Consider the following 20130-nt stretch of genomic DNA (forward strand, 5'->3'; position numbering starts at 1 on the left):
CCGCGCGACCCGCACGCCGCTGGTGCGCCACGGCGAACGCACGGGCCTGGCCGACCTGGTCCCGCCCGCCGAGGCCGAGGTCCACGCCCGTACCCTTCTCGCCCCGCTCGGCGCGAACCCCGCACTGACCGAGACCCTGCGCACCTGGCTCTCCCTGCACGGCAGTTGGGACCGGACAGCCGTGGCCCTGACCGTCCACCGCAACACGGTGCGGCAGCGGATCGCCCGCTGCGCGGCGCTGCTGGACGCGGACCTGGACGACCCGGACGTCCGTATGGAGCTGTGGTTCGCACTGAAGCGGACGGAACAGGACTGAGGCGCAGGCCCCGCACCCCCACGCATCCGCCGCCCACGGACGGCCGCGGCTGCGAGTGACGAACGTCCCACGCTGCGAAACGACGGCTGCCCGAGGGGGGCGCCCCGGCAAAATGGGTGCCATGCCGATACCCGGGATCCCCAGCCGCACCGAGCTCGTCGACCACCTCGTACGGACTCGTATCGCAGGCGACGTCGCCACGCCCCGCGAGAACAACCTCTCCCACTACCGCAAGCTCGCCAACGGCGACCGCAACTACTGGCTGGGCCTGGAACTCGGCGACCGCTGGAGCGACGAGCAGGACGTCCTCGCGGTGATGGCGGAGCGCTGCGGCGTCAGCGACGACCCCGGGTACCGCTACGGCCAGGACACCATCGACCCGGAGCTGACGGTCGACGCCCTGGAGCGCATGGCGGCCCGCCTGCGCAAGGCCGCCGACGGCGAACAGCGCGTCCTGTTCGCGACCGGGCACCCCGGCGGACTCCTCGACGTGCACCGGGCCACCGCCGCCGCCCTGCGCGCCGTCGGCTGCGAGATCGTCGTCATCCCGGACGGCCTGCAGACGGACGAGGGGTACGTCATGCAGTTCGCCGACGTGGCCGTCCTGGAGCACGGTGCCACCCTCTGGCACACGCACTCCGGCGAGCCGATGCGCGCGATCCTTCGGGGCCTGGAGGGCCAGGGCCGCCCCCTGCCCGACCTGGTGGTCGCCGACCATGGCTGGGCGGGCTGCGCGGGACAGCTCGGCATCGACTCCGTCGGGTACGCCGACTGCAACGATCCGGCGCTCTTCCTCGCCGAGGCCGAGGGCACCGTCCAGGTGACGGTGCCCCTCGACGACCATGTCACGAGCCCGCGGTTCTACGACCCGCTGACGGCGTACCTGCTGAACGCGGCGGGGCTGACGGACGGCGACTGAGACCCGTCAGCGGGGGACGCGGACCACGCCCTCCTGGATCACCGAGATGGCCAGACGTCCGTCCTGCGTGTAGATCCGGGCCTGGCCGAGCCCGCGTCCGCCGTACGCCGACGGGGACTCCTGGTCGTACAGGAGCCACTCGTCGGCGCGGAACGGCCGGTGGAACCACATCGCGTGGTCCAGCGAGGCCCCGACGACGTCGCCGACGGCCCAGCCGCCGCGCCCGTGCGCGAGCAGGACGGAGTCGAGGAGCGTCATGTCGGTGATGTACGTGGCGAGGGCGGCGTGCAGCTGGGGGTCCCCCCAGACGGAGTCCGGGGGAGGATCGTCGTCGAGCTTGCCGTTGGTGCGGAACCACACCTGGGAGTGCGGCTCGCGCGGCTCGCCGAACTTCCCGTACGGCGGCTCGTCGACGTACCGCAGGTCGACCGCCTCGCGCGCCTCCAGGAACCGCTCCACCACGTCGGGCGCGAGGTGGCCGTAAGCCCGCAGCCGCTCCTGGGAGGTGGGCAGCGTCTCCGGGTCGGGCGCGGGCGGCATCGGGGCCTGGTGGTCGAGGCCGTCCTCGTACCTCTGGAAGGACGCGGACAGGCCGAAGATCGGCTTGCCGTGCTGGACCGCGACGACCCGGCGCGTGGTGAAGGAGCGGCCGTCGCGGATGCGGTCGACGTTGTAGACGATGGGCGCGCCCGGGTCGCCGAGACGCAGGAAGTATGCGTGCAGCGAATGGGCCAACCGGTCCTCGGGGACCGTACGCCCGGCGGCGACCAGCGCCTGGGCCGCCACCTGTCCGCCGAAGACGCGCGGGACGACGGCGGAGCGGGACTGGCCACGAAAGATGTTCTCCTCGATCTGCTCGAGGTCGAGCAGATCGAGGAGATCCTGGAGTGCCTGGCTCATGGAGTCAGTTGTATCCGCCAGTAATTGCGTTCGGCTTACAGGCCCATGTCCTTCGCGATGATCGACTTCATGATCTCGCTGGTGCCGCCGTAGATGCGGTTGACGCGGTTGTCCGCGTACAGGCGGGCGATCGGGTACTCGTTCATGAAGCCGTAGCCGCCGTGCAGCTGGAGGCAGCGGTCGATCACGCGGTGGGCGACCTCGGTGCAGAACAGCTTGGCGCTGGCGGCCTCGGCGGGGGTCAGCTCACCGGCGTCGAGGGCCTCGGTCGCGCGGTCGGCGACGGCCTCGGCCGCGTCCACCTCGGCCTGGCAGGCGGCCAGCTCGAACTTGGTGTTCTGGAAGGACGCGACGGTCTGGCCGAAGACGGTGCGCTGCTGGACGTACTCCTTGGCGAACCGGACGGCGGCCTTGGCCTGCGCGTATGCGCCGAAGGCGATGCCCCAGCGCTCGGAGGCCAGGTTGTGGCCGAGGTAGTAGAAGCCCTTGTTCTCCTCGCCGAGGAGGTCCTCGACGGGCACCTTGACGTCGACGAACGCCAGCTCGGCGGTGTCGGAGGTCTTCAGACCGAGCTTGTCGAGCTTGCGGCCGACGGAGTAGCCCTCGGCCTTGGTGTCCACGACGAAGAGGGAGATGCCGTGCCGGCGGTCCTCGGGGGTGGGCGCGGAGGTGCGGGCACAGACGATCATGCGGTCGGCGTGGACACCGCCGGTGATGAAGGTCTTGGCCCCATTGAGGACGTAGTGCGTGCCGTCCTCGGAGAGCTTGGCGGTGGTCTTCATGCCCGCGAGGTCGGAGCCGGTGCCCGGCTCGGTCATCGCGATGGCCCACATCTCCTCACCGGAGACGAACTTCGGCAGATAGCGCTTCTTCTGCTCATCGGTGGCGAGCAGCTTGATGTACGGCAGGCCGAGCAGGACGTGCACGCCGGAGCCGCCGAAGGAGACGCCCGCGCGGGCGGTCTCCTCATACAGGACGGCCTCGAACTTGTACGAGTCGATGCCGGCGCCGCCGTACTCCTCGTCGACACGGATGCCGAAGACACCGAGCTCGGCGAGCTTGTAGTAGAAGTCGCGCGGCGCCTGGCCCGCGGCGAACCACTCGTCGTAGACGGGGACGACCTCGGCCTCGATGAAGGCCCGGATGGTCTCCCGGAACGCCTCATGATCCTCGTTGAACACCGTACGGCGCACCGCCGCCACCCTTCTGTGCGCCTAAACCGGCGCCGCTCTCGCGTACGTGGTTGCTCGCCGTGGGGGTTCCTCAATTGATGGTTGCGGCCCCATGGCTAAGCGCTTGCTCAGACAGAACCGTACCGGCGAGTACGGACAACCGTCCAGGGGAGTGGCCCCGTAACGCTCGTCACGCTTGCGGAGCAGCCGGCTCAGTCCGGCCCGGCCGCCGCGAACGCCCCTCTGGCCATCCGGTGCAACAGCTCCGCCGTCGCCCCTCGCCCCGGCAGCGACCCCGGCCGCCCCAGATGCGGTGTCGAGTTGAGCAGCCCGAAGACCGAGTGCACCGCGGAGCGGGCGGTCGGCTCGGTCAGGTCCGGATACACCTCGCGGACGATCTCCACCCACAGCTCGACGTACTGCCGCTGCAGCTGCCGTACGAGCTTGCGGTCGCTGTCCCGGAGGCGGTCCAGCTCCCGGTCGTGCAGGGTGATCAGGGGACGGTCGTCGAGCGCGAAGTCGATGTGCCCCTCGATCAGTGAGTCGAGGACCACCTCGGGGTTCCGCCCCGCCGGCCCCCCGTCGGCCTCGGCGACCCGCCGCCTGGCCCCGGTCAGCAGCTGCCCGCTGATCCCCACGAGCAGCTCGGCGAGCATCGCGTCCTTGCCCGCGAAGTGCCGGTACAGACCGGGTCCGCTGATGCCGACCGCAGCTCCTATCTCGTCGACCCCGACGCCATGGAAGCCGCGCTCGGCGAACAGCCGCGCGGCCTCCTTGAGGATCTGCTCGCGACGGGTGGGGGCGTCGGTTCTGGTGGCCATGGAAACAATTCTAGACAGGGAGGTTAGCGGTCGTTAACCTGAAGGAAATGCGTTAACGCTCATTAACAAGGTGAGGGGACCGCAGGATGCACGAGGCACCCGAGCTGACGAGCGCGGCAGATCCCGCGTCGGAGGCCTGGCGGGCCAATGAGGCGGCGCACCGCGGGCTGGTCGAGGAGCTGCGCGGCAAGCTCGCCGCGGCCCGGCTGGGCGGCGGCGAGAAGGCCCGCGCGCGCCACACCGCGCGCGGCAAGCTGCTGCCGCGCGACCGTGTGGACACCCTGCTGGATCCGGGGTCGCCCTTCCTGGAGCTGGCCCCGCTGGCGGCCGACGGAATGTACGACGGGCAGGCACCGGCCGCGGGGGTGATCGCGGGCGTCGGGCGGATCAGCGGGCGCGAGTGCGTGATCGTCGCCAATGACGCCACGGTCAAGGGCGGCACGTACTACCCGATGACGGTGAAGAAGCACCTTCGGGCGCAGGAGGTGGCGCTGGAGAACCGCCTGCCCTGTGTCTACCTCGTCGACTCCGGGGGCGCCTTCCTGCCCATGCAGGACGAGGTCTTCCCCGACCGCGAGCACTTCGGGCGGATCTTCTACAACCAGGCGCGGATGTCGGGTGCGGGCATCCCCCAGATCGCGGCCGTCCTCGGCTCCTGCACGGCGGGCGGGGCGTACGTCCCGGCGATGAGCGACGAGGCCGTGATCGTCCGCAACCAGGGCACGATCTTCCTGGGCGGCCCGCCCCTGGTGAAGGCGGCCACCGGCGAGGTGGTGACCGCCGAGGAGCTGGGCGGCGGCGAGGTCCACGCGCGCGTTTCGGGTGTCACGGACCACCTCGCGGAGGACGACGCGCACGCGCTGCGCATCGTGAGGACCATCGTCTCTACGCTCCCCGCGCGCGGGGAGCTGCCCTGGGAGGTGACCCAGGCGCTCGACCCGAAGGCGGACCCGTTCGGGCTGTACGGCGCGGTGCCGGTCGACTCCCGCACCCCCTATGACGTACGCGAGGTCATCGCGCGCGTGGTGGACGGCTCACGGTTCGCCGAGTTCAAGGCGGAGTTCGGGCAGACCCTCGTCACCGGCTTCGCCCGGATCCACGGCCACCCGGTCGGGATCGTCGCCAACAACGGCATCCTTTTCTCCGAGTCCGCCCAGAAGGGCGCCCACTTCATCGAACTGTGCGACCAGCGCGGCATCCCACTGGTGTTCCTGCAGAACATCTCCGGCTTCATGGTGGGACGGGACTACGAGGCGGGCGGCATCGCCAAGCACGGCGCCAAGATGGTCACGGCGGTCGCCTGCACGCGCGTGCCGAAGCTCACGGTCGTCATCGGCGGTTCGTTCGGCGCGGGCAACTACTCGATGTGCGGCCGGGCCTATTCACCGCGCTTCCTGTGGATGTGGCCGAACGCCAAGATCTCGGTGATGGGCGGCGAACAGGCCGCGTCGGTCCTCGCGACCGTCAAGCGCGACCAACTGGAGGCGGCCGGGGAGTCCTGGCCCCTGGAGGAAGAGGACGCCTTCAAGGCCCCGATCCGCGACCAGTACGAGCGCCAGGGCAACGCCTACTACGCGACGGCCCGCCTCTGGGACGACGGTGTGATCGACCCGCTGGAGACCCGGCAGGTGCTGGGCCTGGCCCTGACCGCGTGCGCCAACGCGCCCCTGGGTGAACCCCAGTTCGGCGTCTTCCGGATGTGAGGGGGATCCATGTTTGACACGGTGCTTGTGGCCAACCGGGGCGAGATCGCCGTACGCGTCATCCGTACGCTGCGGTCGCTGGGCGTGCGCTCGGTGGCCGTCTTCTCCGACGCCGACGCGGACGCCCGGCACGTCCGGGAGGCCGACACGGCGGTACGGATCGGGCCGGCGCCGGCGGCCGAGAGCTATCTGTCGGTCGAGCGGCTCCTTGAGGCTGCCGCACGGACCGGCGCCCAGGCGGTCCATCCGGGATACGGCTTCCTCGCGGAGAACGCGGCGTTCGCGCGTGCGTGCGCGGAGGCGGGGCTGGTGTTCATCGGGCCGCCCGCGGAGGCCATCTCGCTCATGGGCGACAAGATCCGCGCCAAGGAGACGGTGCGGGCCGCCGGCGTCCCGGTGGTACCGGGGTCGAACGGCAGCGGGCTGACGGACGCCGAACTGGCCGACGCCGCCGGTGAGATCGGCATGCCGGTGCTGCTGAAGCCGTCGGCGGGCGGCGGCGGCAAGGGCATGCGGCTGGTGCGGGACACCTCGGTGCTGGCCGAGGAGATCGCCGCGGCCCGACGCGAGGCCCGCGCCTCCTTCGGCGACGACACGCTCCTCGTCGAGCGCTGGATCGACCGTCCCCGCCATATCGAGATCCAGGTCCTGGCGGACGCCCACGGGAACGTGGTGCACCTGGGCGAGCGCGAGTGCTCCCTCCAGCGCCGCCACCAGAAGATCATCGAGGAGGCGCCGAGCGTGCTCCTCGACGAGGCCACGCGCGCGGCGATGGGCGAGGCGGCGGTCCAGGCGGCCCGCTCGTGCGGGTACCGGGGCGCGGGCACGGTGGAGTTCATCGTGCCGGGCGGTGACCCCTCGTCGTACTACTTCATGGAGATGAACACCCGCCTCCAGGTGGAGCACCCGGTCACCGAGATGGTCACGGGCCTGGACCTGGTGGAGTGGCAGCTGCGGGTGGCGGCGGGAGAGCCCCTGTCCTTCGGCCAGAAGGACGTCACGCTCACCGGGCACGCGATCGAGGCCCGGATCTGCGCCGAGGACCCGGCCCGCGGCTTCCTCCCCTCCGGCGGCACGGTGCTGTCGCTGCACGAGCCACAGGGTGATGGCGTACGGACTGATTCGGGGCTCTCGGCGGGCGGCGAGGTGGGCAGCCTGTACGACCCGATGCTGTCGAAGGTCATCGCGTACGGCCCGGACAGGGCGACCGCCCTGCGGAAGCTGAGGGCGGCCCTCGCTCGGACGGTCACCCTGGGCGTGCAGACCAACGCCGGTTTCCTGCGCCGTCTGCTGGCCCATCCCGCGGTCGTGGCGGGCGAGTTGGACACAGGGCTGGTGGAGCGGGAGGTGGACGGTCTCGTCTCCGCGGAGGTGCCCGAGGAGGTGTACGAGGCCGCGGCCGCCGTACGTCTCGACGCGCTGAAGCCGCGCGGCGAGGGCTGGACCGACCCGTTCTCGGTGCCGAACGGCTGGCGACTCGGGGGCGAGCCCAAGCCGATCGCCTTCCCCCTGCGGGTGTTCGAGCCGGTGGAGTACGCCCCCCGGGGCACCCACACGGTCACCGACGACCGGGTTTCCGTCGTGCTGGACGGTGTACGCCACACCTTCCACCGCGCCGCCGACTGGCTGGGCCACGACGGCGATGCCTGGCATGTGCGCGACCACGACCCGGTGGCCGCGTCGCTCACGAGAGCCGCGCACTCCGGCACCGAGTCGCTGACCGCGCCCATGCCGGGCACGGTGACCGTCGTGAAGGTGGCCGTGGGGGACGAGGTGGCGGCCGGGCAGAGCCTGCTGGTGGTCGAGGCGATGAAGATGGAGCACGTCATCTCCGCCCCGCACGCCGGAACCGTCGCCGAGCTGGACGTCACCCCCGGCACGACGGTCGCCATGGACCAGGTGCTGGCCGTGATCGCACCGCACGAGGACGACGACGAGGGCGGCCACAAGCACGGCGGCGCGGACGACCGCGAGGACACGGAGGCGGAGGAATGACCGCTCAGCAACTGCCCATGGTCGTACCGTCCGAGGACCTGCCCCCGCGGGTCAGGATCCACGAGGTCGGCGCGCGCGACGGGCTGCAGAACGAGAAGCGCACGGTGCCTACGGAGGTGAAGGCGGACTTCATCCGCCGGCTGGCGGACGCGGGCCTGACGACGATCGAGGCGACCAGCTTCGTCCACCCCAAGTGGGTACCCCAACTGGCCGACGCGGAAGATCTGTTCCCGCTGATCAGCGAACTGCCGGTGGCGCTGCCGGTGCTGGTCCCGAACGAACGCGGCCTGGACCGCGCCCTCGCGCTGGGCGCCCGCCGGATCGCCGTCTTCGCCAGCGCCACCGAGTCCTTCGCAAAGGCCAACCTCAACCGCACGGTGGACGAGGCCCTGGCGATGTTCGAGCCGGTGGTGGCCCGCGCGAAGGCGGACAAGGTGCACGTCCGCGGCTATCTGTCGATGTGCTTCGGCGACCCCTGGGAGGGCCCGGTGCCGATCCACCAGGTCGTCCGCGTCAGCAAGGCGCTCATGGACATGGGCTGCGACGAGCTGAGCCTGGGTGACACGATCGGGGTGGCGACCCCGGGCCACGTCCTGGACCTGCTGTCCGAGCTGAACGAAGAGCGCGTGCCGACCAGTGCGATCGCCGTGCACTTCCACGACACCTACGGCCAGGCGCTCGCCAACACCCTGGCCGCGCTCCAGCACGGCGTGACGACGATCGACGCCTCCGCGGGCGGCCTCGGCGGCTGCCCGTACGCCAAGTCCGCCACGGGAAATCTCGCCACCGAAGACCTCGTGTGGATGCTTCAGGGCCTCGGTATCGACACCGGGGTCGATCTCGGCCGGCTCACCGCCACGAGCGTGTGGATGGCCGCGCACCTGGACCGGCCCAGCCCGTCCCGAACCGTCCGAGCCCTCTCCCACAAGGAGTGACCCCCATGGACCACCACCTCTCCCCCGAGCTGGAGGAACTCCGGCGTACGGTCGAGGCGTTCGCTCACGACGTCGTTGCGCCCAAGATCGGCGACTTCTACGAGCGCCATGAGTTCCCGTACGAGATCGTCCGCGAGATGGGCCGCATGGGCCTGTTCGGGCTGCCGTTCCCGGAGGAGTACGGCGGCATGGGCGGCGACTATCTGGCACTGGGCCTGGCCCTCGAGGAACTCGCCCGCGTCGACTCGTCCATCGCCATCACCCTGGAGGCGGGCGTCTCCCTGGGCGCCATGCCCGTGTACCGCTTCGGCACGGAAGCGCAGAAGCGGGAGTGGCTGCCGCGGCTGTGCTCGGGCGAGATCCTGGGCGCATTCGGCCTCACGGAACCGGACGCCGGCTCGGACGCGGGCGGAACCCGCACGACGGCCCGCCTCGACCCCTCCACCAACGAATGGGTGATCAACGGCACGAAGTGCTTCATCACCAACTCGGGCACGGACATCACGGGCCTGGTGACGGTCACGGCGGTCACCGGCCGCACGGAGGACGGCCGCCCGCAGATCTCCTCGATCATCGTTCCGTCCGGCACACCGGGCTTCACGGTGGCGGCCCCGTACTCGAAGGTCGGCTGGAACGCATCCGACACCCGTGAACTGTCCTTCGCGGACGTCCGCGTGCCCGCGGAGAACCTCCTGGGCGAAGAGGGCCGCGGCTACGCCCAGTTCCTCCGCATCCTGGACGAGGGCCGCATCGCGATCGCGGCCCTGGCGACGGGCCTGGCCCAGGGCTGTGTGGACGAGTCGCTGAAGTACGCGAAGGAGCGCCAGGCCTTCGGTCGCCCGATCGGCGCGAACCAGGCAATCCAGTTCAAGATCGCCGACATGGAGATGAAGGCCCACACGTCCCGCCTGTCCTGGCGCGACGCGGCCTCCCGCCTGATCTCCGGCGAGCCCTTCAAGAAGGAGGCGGCCCTGGCGAAGCTCTACTCGTCCACGATCGCGGTGGACAACGCCCGCGACGCCACCCAGATCCACGGCGGCTACGGCTTCATGAACGAGTACCCCGTGGCCCGCATGTGGCGCGACTCCAAGATCCTGGAGATCGGGGAGGGTACGAGCGAGGTGCAGCGGATGCTGATCGCCCGGGAGCTGGGGCTGGCGGGCTGAACGGCCCGTAGCGGGAGCCTCGGTACGCTCGGAGCGTGCCGTACGTCAAGATGCGAGCCATCGCCGAGGAGTTGATGGCATACGCGGAGTGCCTGGAAGGGGCCTGGAAGGTCGAGATCGGCCCGTCCGGCCCCTTCCTCGCGATGACGGTCCCTTCGAAGCGTCATCAGGGCACGGTTCGCCGCATCCGCGACCAGCTGAACATGCAACTTCCCACTACCCACCCCGGCTACATCTGCGCGAACGGCCCCGAGATCGAGCATCCGTCGATCGGACGCATGCGGCGTCCGGACGCAGTTGTCATCCCTGAGCACGTACTCGACGAGGAGGGCCTCGCCGTGGACGCAGCGGAGGTGCTGGCGGTCGTCGAGATCGCGTCACCTTCCAACCCGGACAACGACCACGGCGAGAAGCTCACCGAGTACCCGGCCATCGGCATCGCCCACTACATGATCGTCGATCCCCGGACGGGCACCGTTGAGGTGCACTCCGATCCGTGCAAGGACCGCTACACCCGCAAGGGGCCCTACATCTTCGGAGACTCGGTGCCGTTCGGTCCCTGGACGGTGGAAACGTCTGCCTTCCGCCGGTACGGCAAGGCCGGAAACGGCACGAGCTGACGGTCGGCGACAGGCTACCGAGCGATCTCTCCGACAAAGGCCTGCCACGCCCCGACGGACACCGTGATCACCGGCCCGTCGGGGTTCTTGCTGTCCCGCACGGGCACGACACCGGGGAAGCCGTCGGCGACCTCGATGCACTCGCCGCCGTCCGCGTTGCTGTACGAGGACTTGCGCCAGCGGGCGGAACGCAGATCACGCGTGCTGTTCATGGTGTGTAGTCCTCCGCGAGTCGGCCAATGAAGGCGAGGGTCGCCTCCGGGGACATGGCGGCGGCCCTGGCCAGATCGTAAGACCTGGCGTTGTTCGTGACCACGGCCGGATCCTCGATCAACTGCCCTGAGTAGGCGCTCTCGGTGTACACCACGGGCGGCTCCTCGGCGAAGCTCATGAGCGTCATCGAGCCGTACAGGAGCGGATTCAGCCCACCCGAGAACGGCATGACCTGAACGATCGCCTGGTGGCTCCGGGACACATCGGCAATGTGCTCCAACTGCCCGCGCATCACCTTGTCCCCACCGACCGGCACCCGCAGCGCGGCCTCATGGATGACGAACCACAGCTCGGGATCGACCGGGTCCTTCAGCAGCGCACGCGCCCGCTCCTGCCGCGCGGCGACATGCTGTTCGATCAGTTCCTGGTCGACCAGCGGCCGCGCGGAGCGGATGAGAGCCCGGGTGTAGGCCTCGGTCTGCAGCAGGCCCGGCACCACCATGGTGGCGAAGTGACAGATCGTCTTCGCCCGCCGCTCCAACTCGGCCGCCGCCGCGAAGTAGTCTGCGTACTTCGACGCTTTGAGGATCGCCTCACACAACCGCCGGAAGAACCCGTCCGCCTTCAGCACGGCGTCGATCCGCTCGGACAGGTCCAACTGCGGCCTGCGGATGGCGATCTCGATCTGCCCGATATACGGCCCCGAGCAGTACACCAACTCCCCGAGCCCGCCCTGGGTCAACCCGGCGTCCTCCCGCCGCCTGCGTAGCTCCGCGCCGTAGAACTCCGCCATGGAGGCGGGGTCCAGATGCTTCGGCTGAGACATGCTGCCCCTCCTTCTCCGGCCCCGACATCGTCGTCAGAACCGACCACCCAAGCCTAGTCACCACGAGCAGCGACACCGACACAGAACGTAATATTGCTGCGCCGTCAGGACGTCACGTACCCACCGGGCTACCGCTCGGGCTCGCCGCTTCCCCGGCCTGTGAACCCCGCACGCTCCGCGTGCAGTTCGGAACGGAGGAATTCGAGGAGGCGGCCGGTCCAGTTCCGGCCGCGTCCGCCGTTGTCGCCCCAGAAGCCGGAGTCGGAGTCGTCGTAGATGAGTGTCGCGTCCTCCGTAGCCAGGAGAATCCGCGCCAGGGCCGGGTGCTGGGCGAACTTGGCCCGCAACAGGCCGGTCATCACAGCCGTACGGGCCTGCTCCCAGCCTTCGCGTCGGGAGGCGCCGACGGCCAGCTTCCGGGCGGCCGACGCGCTGCCGACTCCCGCGATCGCGGCCCGGGCGTCCGGGTCGGCAGTCGAGAGGGCCCAATATGCGTGGGCGGCGGAGGGGTAAGTGACACCGTCGACGTCTATCGGTGCCGGATAGTCGTTGCGAAGCGCCTTCGTGCCCGGATCGTCCGACGGTTTCATTGGATAGCTCTGGTAGAGGTGGATCGCAGGGGCGACCGGAGTCGCAGGTCCGTCCGCGGGGACCCGCGAAGACCGCTCGGCCATCCACTTCGCCCGGTCCTCGAAATAGGCGACCGCCTCGTCGTACGCCTCCTGGGTGACCGCTTCGTCCGGCCAGGCCTTCAGGTAACCGCCCGGACCGGCCACCAGGACTTGGAGCGGCCAGTCCTTGCGGTCCATGTCGCCAAGCGCATAGCGGCGCTGCGTTTCGGGGATGGCAAGGTAGGCGGCGCGAGCCGCGGTCCGTTTTTCCTCGGTCCGGTCGGCGAGGAATTCGTCGACAGCGGCCAGGCAACGCCCCGTTGAATCCGGGCGCCCGTTGAGCTGGTCAATGGTGTCGCGTACCTCGGCGAGAAGCAGCTCGGGGGTGAGCCAGGTGCGCGGCTCGCTGAACTTCCAGCCGGCCAGCTCGTGGCCGGATGCCCTAGCGCCGTCCGGGAGTTCGGTGGCGACCCAGCCGCTGCGCAGCTTTTCCTCGAACTCCTCGAGGGTGACCAGGCCCCAGCAGTTGACGAGTCCGTCCGCGTAGATGAACAAGTCGGTCAGGAAGTAGTCGCCGTTGCGGATGAAGGCATGCCGCCAGGTTCCGGGTACGCGTATGCCGTCCGCCATGCGGTAGGTGATCCGTTTGCCGATCATCGCGACATTGTGACGGACCCCTTGGCGGCGCGACGCCCCATTTCGCCCCCCCGGCTCATTCGCGTGCTCCGGGGCCCGAGTCGGTCCCACCCCCTGGACAACTACTAAGGTTAGGCTAACCTACCTTCGAACTTGCCCGGCGGACGCTCCGCCCCGTTCGAAAGCAGTCATACCCATGCCCAACGTCCGTGCCCCCCGCCCCACCCGCCGCGGCATCCTCGCCGCCGCCGGCGCCCTCGGCCTCGGTGCCGCGCTCGCGGCCTGCGGTGACGACAAGGGGAAAGACAGCGGATCGGACAGCAAGGCGACGGCCGCCTCGTCCGGCCCCTGGTCCTTCAAGGACGACCGAGGGCAGACCGCGAAGGCGGACAAGGCACCGTCGGGCATCGTCGCGTTCGTGGGCGTCGCCGCCGCGCTGCACGACTACGGCGTCGAGGTGAAGGGCGTCTTCGGGCCGACGAAGACCAAGGACGGCAAGGCCGACGTCCAGGCCGGAGACCTCGACATCGGCAAGGTCACGATCCTCGGCAACGAGTGGGGCCAGTTCAACATCGAGAAGTACGCGGCCCTCGCTCCCGACCTGCTGGTCAGCACGATGTTCGACGACGCCGGGACGCTCTGGTACGTCCCGGAGGAGTCGAAGAAGAAGATCCTCGCCGTCGGCGCCCCCAGCGTCGGGATCTCCGTCTACGACCGCCAGATGGCCGAGCCGCTGCAGCGCATGCTGGAACTCGCCAGGTCCCTCGGCGCGGACATCACCTCCGCCAAGGTCACCCAGGCCAAGAAGCGGTTCGAGGACGCCGCCGCCCGGCTGCGCGCGGCCACCAAGGCCAAACCCGGTATCAAGGTGCTGGCGGGCTCCGCGAGCCAGGACGTCTTCTACGTCTCCGGCTCCAACCTCTCCATCGACCTGGAGTACTTCAAGGCGCTCGGCGTGAACTTCGTCGAGCCGTCCGCCTCCGCCCTGAAGGCCGGCGGCGGCTGGTTCGAGAACCTGAGCTGGGAGAACGTCGACAAGTACAAGGCCGACGTCATCATGATGGACAACCGCTCCTCGGCCATCCAGCCCGCCGACATCACCGAGGCGACCTGGAAGAAGCTTCCCGCGGTCAAGGCGGGCCAGGTCATCGCCCGCAACCCCGAGCCCATCCTGTCGTACGACAAGTGCGCCCCGCTGCTCGAGGACCTCGCGAAGGCGATCGAGAACGCCAAGAAGGTCAGCTGACCCCAACATTCCTGACCCTCAGGAGCACTCATGACGACGGCCGTAGCCGCCCCGTTCCGTTTCTTCTCCCTCCAGGTCGTACGGACGAGGCGGCTCGGCCCGTCCCTCGTCCGCATCACCTTCGCGGGGGACGACCTGCACGCGTTCCACTCCGACGGGCGCGACCAGAGCCTCTCCCTCTTCCTGCCGCACCCGGGCCAGAGCGAGCCCGCCGTCCCGATCGAACTGGGCGACAGCTGGTGGCAGAGGTGGCGTGAACTCCCGGACGACGTACGGGCGGTGATGCGCTCGTACACGCTCCGGGCCCTGCGACGCGATCCCGACGAGATCGACATCGACTTCGTCCTGCACGGAATCCAGCCGGGTGCGACCGTTCCCGCAGGTCCCGCCTCCCGCTGGGCCTCCCGCGCCACCGCCGGCGACCGGGTCGTCCTCCTCGGCCCGGCGATCGAGGACAACCGCGCGATCCGCTTCCGCCCGCCCGAGGACACCGACCTGGTGGTGATCTGGGCCGATGAGACCGCCGTGCCCGCCGCCTCCGCGATCCTCGAATGGCTGCCCGCGGGCACGCGCGCCCAGGTCTGGCTGGAGGTGGGGCACGCCGCCGACATCCAGGACCTGGTGACCGAGGCCGACGCCGAGATCACCTGGCTCGTGCGCGGCGAGGGGTCCCCCATGGCCCTCGCCGCGCTACGGGACGCCGGACTCCCGGCCGCGCAGGCCCCGTACGTCTGGATCGCGGGCGAGTCCGGGCAGGTGAAGGAGTTGCGCCGGCACTTCGTGGGCGAGCGCGGGATCGACCGCCGCCGGGTCACCTTCGTCGGCTACTGGCGGCACGGGGTGAGCGAGGAGCAGCTGCGCGAACAGGGGTGACGGCGGTCACGGGAGGGGCGAAGTCGACACGAGCTCAATTTAGGTTAGGCTAACCTAAGTTGAACCTGGCGACTCCGCCCCTCTCCCGTCCCGCACGGACTGCCCCCACCGGAGGACCCCCGCATGCGCTCGCACCTGCTCAATGACCTGACCGCGGAGCAGTACCGCCGCTCCGTGACCGAAGGAGTCGAGCGGGTGGCCGCCAAACTCGCCACCACCGACCGTCCGTTCACCGGCGTCACGGTCGACGCCCTCTCGCCCCGTATCGAGCAGATCGACCTGGACCGCCCGCTGCACGACACCACCGCGGTCCTGGACGAACTCGAGGAGCTCTACCTCCGAGACGCGATCTACTTCCATCACCCGCGCTACCTCGCCCACCTCAACTGCCCGGTCGTCATCCCGGCCGTCCTCGGCGAGGCCGTCCTGTCCGCCGTCAACTCCTCCCTGGACACCTGGGACCAGTCGGCCGGCGGCACCCTCATCGAGCGCAGGCTCATCGACTGGACCGCCCAGCGTATCGGCCTCGGCCCCGCCGCCGACGGCGTGTTCACGTCCGGGGGCACCCAGTCCAACCTCCAGGCGCTGCTGCTCGCCCGCGAGGAATGCAAGTCCGACAGCCTGGCCGAACTGCGGATCTTCGCCTCCGAGGTCAGCCACTTCAGCGTGAAGAAGTCGGCGAAACTGCTCGGCCTGAGCCCCGAGTCGGTGGTCTCGGTCCCCGTCGGCCACGACAAGAGCATGCGGACCGTCGCCCTCGCCCACGAGCTGGAGCGCTGCTCCCGGGACGGTCTGATCCCCATGGCCGTCGTGGCCACCGCCGGCACCACCGACTTCGGCTCCATCGACCCGCTGCCCGAGATCGCGGAGCTGTGCGCGCAGTACGGCGTGTGGATGCATGTGGACGCCGCCTACGGCTGCGGACTGCTCGCCTCGCTGAAGTACCGGGACCGTCTCGCAGGTATCGAGCGCGCCGACTCCGTCACCGTCGACTACCACAAGTCCTTCTTCCAGCCGGTGAGTTCGTCGGCCGTGCTGGTCCGGGACGCCTCGACCCTGCGGCACGCCACCTACCACGCCGAGTACCTCAACCCGCGCCGCATGGTGCAGGAGCGCATCCCCAACCAGGTCGACAAGTCCCTGCAGACCACCCGCCGCTTCGACGCACTCAAGCTGTGGATGACCCTGCGCACGATGGGCGCCGACGGCATCGGCGCGCTCTTCGACGAGGTCTGCGACCTGGCGCAGGAGGGCTGGAAGCTGCTGGCCGCCGACCCGCGCTTCGACGTGGTCGTCGAGCCGACGCTGTCCACGCTCGTCTTCCGCCACATCCCCTCGGCCGTCACCGACCCGGCCGAGATCGACCGCGCCAACCTGTACGCCCGCAAGGCCCTGTTCGCCTCCGGCGACGCGGTGGTCGCGGGCACCAAGGTCGCGGGCCGCCACTACCTGAAGTTCACCCTGCTGAACCCCGAGACCACGACGGACGACATCGCCGCCGTACTCGATCTGATCGCCGGCCACGCCGAGCAGTACCTGGGAGAGTCCCTTGACCGCGCTTCCTGAAGCCACCGACAAGACGTACGACTTCGTGGGGATCGGACTGGGCCCCTTCAACCTCGGCCTCGCCTGCCTCACCGAGCCGATTGCCGAACTCGACGGTGTCTTCCTGGAGTCGAAGCCCACCTTCGCATGGCACTCGGGGATGTTCCTGGAGGGCGCCCACCTCCAGACGCCGTTCATGTCGGACCTGGTCACCCTGGCCGACCCCACGTCCCCCTATTCCTTCCTCAACTACCTCAAGGAACAGGGCAGGCTGTACTCGTTCTACATCCGCGAGAACTTCTACCCGCTGCGCGTCGAGTACGACAACTACTGCCGCTGGGCCGCCGGCAAGCTGACCAGCGTCCGCTTCGGCACGACGGTCAAGGAGGTCATGTACGAGGACGGGGTGTACGTCGTCCGGACGCGGGAGGGTGACACGTACCGGGCCCGTCATCTGGTCCTCGGCACGGGCACCCCGCCCCATGTCCCGGAGGCCTGTGCGGACCTCGACGGCGACGTCGTCCACAACTCCCGCTATCTGGACCACAAGCACCAGCTCCAGACCAAGGAGTCGATCACGCTCGTCGGCAGCGGCCAGTCCGCCGCCGAGATCTACTACGACCTGCTCAGCGAGATCGACGTCCACGGCTACCAGCTGAACTGGGTCACCCGCTCTCCGCGCTTCTTCCCGCTGGAGTACACCAAGCTCACGCTGGAGATGACCTCCCCGGAGTACGTCGACTACTTCCACGCGCTGCCCGAGCGGACCCGCTACCGCCTCACACAGCAGCAGAAGGGCCTGTTCAAGGGCATCGACGGCGACCTGATCAACGAGATCTTCGACCTGCTGTACCAGAAGAACCTCGACGGCCCGGTCCCCACCCGTCTGCTCACCAACTCGGCGCTCACCAGCGCCCGTTACGAGGACGGCACGTACACGCTCGGATTCCGCCAGGAGGAGCAGGAGAAGGACTACGAGCTGCGCTCCCGGGGCCTGATCCTCGCCACCGGCTACAAGTACGTCGAACCGGAGTTCCTGAAGCCGATCCGCGACCGTCTTCGCTACGACGGGCACGGCAACTTCGACGTGGCCCGCAATTACGCCATCGACACCACGGGCCGGGGCGTCTTCCTGCAGAACGCCGGCGTCCACGCGCACAGCATCACCAGCCCCGACCTGGGCATGGGCCCCTACCGGAACGCGTACATCATCCGGGAGCTGCTCGGCACCGAGTACTACCCCGTCGAGAAGACGATCGCCTTCCAGGAGTTCGCCGTATGAGCACGACCGGCATCGGGACCGGCACCTTCACCCTCCGCCCCGTCGACCCCGTCGAGGACGCCGAGTTCCTGCACGGCTGGGTCACGCACCCCAAGGCGGCCTTCTGGATGATGCAGGAGGCCAGGCCGGAGGACGTCGAGCGTGCCTATATGGAGATCGCCGCCGACGAGCACCACCACGCACTCCTCGGGCTGTACGACGGCGTGCCCGCCTTCCTGATGGAGAAGTACGACCCGGCCCACCGCGAGCTGGTCGGGCTGTACGAGCCCGAGCCCGGTGACGTCGGGATGCACTTCCTCGTCGCGCCGACGGACACACCCGTGCACGGGTTCACGAGGGCCGTCATCACGGCCGTGATGCGGCACCTGTTCGAGGACCCGGCGACGGCCCGTGTCGTCGTCGAGCCCGACGTACGCAACACGGCGGTGCACGCCCTGAACGCCGCCGTCGGGTTCGTGCCCGAGCGGGAGATCCAGAAGCCGGAGAAGACGGCGCTGCTGAGTTTCTGCACCCGCGAGCAGTTCCAGAAGGCGGTTGTGGCATGACCCTCGCCGACGCCGTCTCCCATCTCTCCCCCGAGCGCTGGGAGCGCGCCAATCGCCTCCTCGTCCGCAAGGCCCTGGCCGAGTTCGCCCATGAACGGCTGATCACACCCGAAGAGGACAGTGACGGCCAGTACGTCGTCCGCAGCGACGACGGGCTCACCCGCTACCGCTTCACCGCCACCCTCCGCGCCCTCGACCACTGGCAGGTGGACCCCGAATCGATCACCCGTCACCGCGACGGAGCCGAACTACCGCTGGCTGCACTGGACTTCTTCATCGAGCTCAGGACGTCGCTGGGGCTGAGCGAGGAGGTCCTCCCCGTGTACCTGGAGGAGATCTCCTCCACCCTCTCCGGCACCTGCTACAAGCTCACCAAGCCGAAGGTCACCTCCGCCGAGCTCGCCAGAAGCGGGTTCCAGGCCATCGAGACCGGAATGACCGAGGGCCACCCCTGCTTCGTCGCCAACAACGGGCGGCTCGGCTTCGGGATCCACGAGTACCTGGCGTACGCGCCCGAGACCGCGAGCCCCGTCCGGCTGGTGTGGCTGGCCGCGCACCGCTCGCGGGCGGCGTTCACGGCGGGGGCCGGGATCGAGTACGAGTCGTTCGTACGGGAGGAGCTGGGTGAGGTGACCGTAGAGCGCTTCCGCACGCGGCTCACCGACCAGGGGCTCGACCCCGACGACTACCTCCTCATACCCGTCCACCCCTGGCAGTGGTGGAACAAGCTCACCGTCACCTTCGCCGCCGAGGTCGCCCGGCGGCACCTCGTCTGCCTCGGCGAGGGCGACGACGAGTATCTGGCCCAGCAGTCCATCCGAACGTTCTTCAACCGCAGCAATCCCGAGAAGCACTATGTGAAGACGGCACTGTCCGTCCTCAACATGGGGTTCATGCGCGGGCTCTCGGCCGCCTACATGGAGGCGACCCCGGCGATCAACGACTGGCTGGACCGGATCGTCGAGAACGACCCGGTGCTGAAGTCGACCGGTCTCACGATCATCCGCGAGCGCGCGGCCGTCGGCTACCGCCATCTGGAGTACGAGGCCGCCACCGACCGCTACTCCCCGTACCGCAAGATGCTCGCCGCCCTGTGGCGCGAGAGCCCGGTGGCCTCGCTCCAGGACGGCGAGACCCTGGCGACCATGGCGTCCCTCGCGCATGTCGACCACGAGGGCGCGTCCTTCGCGGGCGCGCTGATCGAGCGCTCCGGGCTCACCCCGACGGAGTGGCTGCGCCGCTATCTGCGGGCCTACCTCACCCCGCTGCTGCACAGCTTCTACGCCTACGACCTGGTCTTCATGCCGCACGGTGAGAACGTCATCCTCGTCCTGAAGGACGGTGTCGTGCAGCGCGCGGTCTTCAAGGACATTGCCGAGGAGATCGCGGTCATGGACCCGGATGCGGTGCTGCCGCCGGAAGTCGGGCGGATACGCGTCGAGGTCCCGGAGGAGAAGAAGCTCCTGTCGATCTTCACGGACGTCTTCGACTGCTTCTTCCGCTTCGTCGCGGCGAACCTCGCCACCGAGGGGATCGTGGAGGAGGACGGCTTCTGGCGGACGGTCGCCGAGGTCGTCCACGAGTACCAGGACGCGAACCCCCAACTGGCCGAGAAATTCCGGCAGTACGACGTGTTCGCCCCGGAGTTCGCCCTGTCCTGCCTCAACCGGCTCCAGCTGCGCAACAACCGGCAGATGGTGGACCTGGCGGATCCGTCGGGGGCGCTTCAGCTGGTGGGGAATCTGAAGAACCCGATCGCCGGGCTGTAGCGGCCGCCACGACGGACGGGCACCCCGGAGTACGGTC

19 protein-coding genes are annotated in these 20130 nt (G+C 69.4%); 13 read left to right on the forward strand and 6 right to left on the reverse strand.

Going from position 1 to position 20130, the window contains the following annotated elements; all coding sequences use genetic code 11:
• Together ABT186_RS37270 and ABT186_RS37275 are read left to right on the forward strand one after the other, a co-directional pair.
• A partial coding sequence (locus ABT186_RS37270; protein WP_351928885.1) for a helix-turn-helix domain-containing protein occupies positions 1 to 316 on the forward strand: 316 nt, incomplete at its 5' end.
• A gap of 121 nt (positions 317 to 437) precedes the next feature.
• Positions 438 to 1235 (forward strand): phosphatase, encoded by a 798-nt coding sequence (locus tag ABT186_RS37275; RefSeq protein WP_351224288.1) that lies wholly within the window; start codon positions 438 to 440, stop codon positions 1233 to 1235.
• A gap of 6 nt (positions 1236 to 1241) precedes the next feature.
• Here ABT186_RS37275 and ABT186_RS37280 read toward each other — a convergent pair whose 3' ends face one another.
• The 3 genes from ABT186_RS37280 to ABT186_RS37290 all read right to left on the reverse strand — a co-directional run bounded on the left by ABT186_RS37280 (position 1242) and on the right by ABT186_RS37290 (position 4128).
• The gene (locus ABT186_RS37280) at positions 1242 to 2135 is read right to left on the reverse strand and encodes an acyl-CoA thioesterase (RefSeq protein ID WP_351928887.1); all 894 of its coding nucleotides are present in this window, start codon (positions 2133 to 2135) and stop codon (positions 1242 to 1244) included.
• A 35-nt stretch (positions 2136 to 2170) separates the two neighbouring features.
• Positions 2171 to 3328 (reverse strand): acyl-CoA dehydrogenase family protein, encoded by a 1158-nt coding sequence (locus ABT186_RS37285; protein ID WP_351224292.1) that lies wholly within the window; start codon positions 3326 to 3328, stop codon positions 2171 to 2173.
• Positions 3329 to 3519: 191 nt separating this feature from the next.
• Positions 3520 to 4128: an SACE_7040 family transcriptional regulator gene (locus ABT186_RS37290; RefSeq protein WP_351224294.1), complete on the reverse strand. Its 609-nt coding sequence runs from the start codon at positions 4126 to 4128 to the stop codon at positions 3520 to 3522.
• Between the two features lie 86 nt (positions 4129 to 4214).
• On the opposite strand from ABT186_RS37290, the gene ABT186_RS37295 reads away from it, so the two are divergent.
• The 5 genes from ABT186_RS37295 to ABT186_RS37315 are packed head-to-tail and all read left to right on the forward strand — an operon-like array spanning position 4215 to position 10547.
• Complete coding sequence (locus ABT186_RS37295; protein ID WP_351928889.1) at positions 4215 to 5831, forward strand: carboxyl transferase domain-containing protein; 1617 nt, start codon at positions 4215 to 4217, stop codon at positions 5829 to 5831.
• Between the two features lie 9 nt (positions 5832 to 5840).
• Positions 5841 to 7826, forward strand: a complete 1986-nt coding sequence (locus tag ABT186_RS37300; RefSeq protein ID WP_351224298.1) for an acetyl-CoA carboxylase biotin carboxylase subunit — start codon at positions 5841 to 5843, stop codon at positions 7824 to 7826.
• Positions 7823 to 8761, forward strand: a complete 939-nt coding sequence (locus tag ABT186_RS37305; RefSeq protein ID WP_351224300.1) for a hydroxymethylglutaryl-CoA lyase — start codon at positions 7823 to 7825, stop codon at positions 8759 to 8761. Before ABT186_RS37300 ends, ABT186_RS37305 begins: the two co-directional genes overlap by 4 nt.
• Before the next feature lie 5 nt (positions 8762 to 8766).
• Positions 8767 to 9927, forward strand: coding sequence for an acyl-CoA dehydrogenase family protein (locus ABT186_RS37310; RefSeq protein WP_351224302.1), 1161 nt, complete (start codon positions 8767 to 8769; stop codon positions 9925 to 9927).
• 35 nt (positions 9928 to 9962) lie between these two features.
• Positions 9963 to 10547, forward strand: a complete 585-nt coding sequence (locus ABT186_RS37315) for a Uma2 family endonuclease (RefSeq protein WP_351928891.1) — start codon at positions 9963 to 9965, stop codon at positions 10545 to 10547.
• A gap of 14 nt (positions 10548 to 10561) precedes the next feature.
• On the opposite strand, the gene ABT186_RS37320 is transcribed toward ABT186_RS37315, so the two are convergent.
• From ABT186_RS37320 to ABT186_RS37330, 3 genes are all read right to left on the reverse strand, one after another.
• Positions 10562 to 10759 (reverse strand): DUF397 domain-containing protein, encoded by a 198-nt coding sequence (locus ABT186_RS37320; protein WP_351224306.1) that lies wholly within the window; start codon positions 10757 to 10759, stop codon positions 10562 to 10564.
• Positions 10756 to 11586 carry a helix-turn-helix domain-containing protein gene (locus ABT186_RS37325; RefSeq protein ID WP_351224308.1) on the reverse strand — a complete coding sequence of 277 codons (831 nt, stop codon included), beginning with the start codon at positions 11584 to 11586 and terminating at the stop codon, positions 10756 to 10758. The genes ABT186_RS37320 and ABT186_RS37325 overlap by 4 nt, the downstream gene beginning before the upstream one ends.
• Before the next feature lie 128 nt (positions 11587 to 11714).
• Complete coding sequence (locus tag ABT186_RS37330) at positions 11715 to 12854, reverse strand: NADAR family protein (RefSeq protein ID WP_351928893.1); 1140 nt, start codon at positions 12852 to 12854, stop codon at positions 11715 to 11717.
• A gap of 175 nt (positions 12855 to 13029) precedes the next feature.
• Between ABT186_RS37330 and ABT186_RS37335 the strand changes: the two genes are divergently transcribed.
• The 6 genes from ABT186_RS37335 (at position 13030) to ABT186_RS37360 (ending at position 20093) form a co-directional block, all read left to right on the forward strand.
• Positions 13030 to 14079, forward strand: coding sequence for an ABC transporter substrate-binding protein (locus tag ABT186_RS37335; protein WP_351928895.1), 1050 nt, complete (start codon positions 13030 to 13032; stop codon positions 14077 to 14079).
• A 30-nt stretch (positions 14080 to 14109) separates the two neighbouring features.
• Complete coding sequence (locus ABT186_RS37340; protein ID WP_351928897.1) at positions 14110 to 14952, forward strand: siderophore-interacting protein; 843 nt, start codon at positions 14110 to 14112, stop codon at positions 14950 to 14952.
• Between the two features lie 123 nt (positions 14953 to 15075).
• Positions 15076 to 16518: a lysine decarboxylase DesA gene (gene desA / locus ABT186_RS37345; RefSeq protein ID WP_351224316.1), complete on the forward strand. Its 1443-nt coding sequence runs from the start codon at positions 15076 to 15078 to the stop codon at positions 16516 to 16518.
• Positions 16502 to 17779 (forward strand): lysine N(6)-hydroxylase/L-ornithine N(5)-oxygenase family protein, encoded by a 1278-nt coding sequence (locus tag ABT186_RS37350; RefSeq protein WP_351928899.1) that lies wholly within the window; start codon positions 16502 to 16504, stop codon positions 17777 to 17779. Before desA ends, ABT186_RS37350 begins: the two co-directional genes overlap by 17 nt.
• Positions 17776 to 18324 (forward strand): GNAT family N-acetyltransferase, encoded by a 549-nt coding sequence (locus ABT186_RS37355; RefSeq protein WP_351928901.1) that lies wholly within the window; start codon positions 17776 to 17778, stop codon positions 18322 to 18324. Before ABT186_RS37350 ends, ABT186_RS37355 begins: the two co-directional genes overlap by 4 nt.
• Complete coding sequence (locus ABT186_RS37360; RefSeq protein WP_351928903.1) at positions 18321 to 20093, forward strand: IucA/IucC family protein; 1773 nt, start codon at positions 18321 to 18323, stop codon at positions 20091 to 20093. Before ABT186_RS37355 ends, ABT186_RS37360 begins: the two co-directional genes overlap by 4 nt.
• Positions 20094 to 20130 lie beyond the last annotated feature (37 nt).

It is taken from the genome of Streptomyces sp. NPDC001634 (genome assembly GCF_040298185.1).
Taxonomy (GTDB): Bacteria; Actinomycetota; Actinomycetes; order Streptomycetales; family Streptomycetaceae; genus Streptomyces.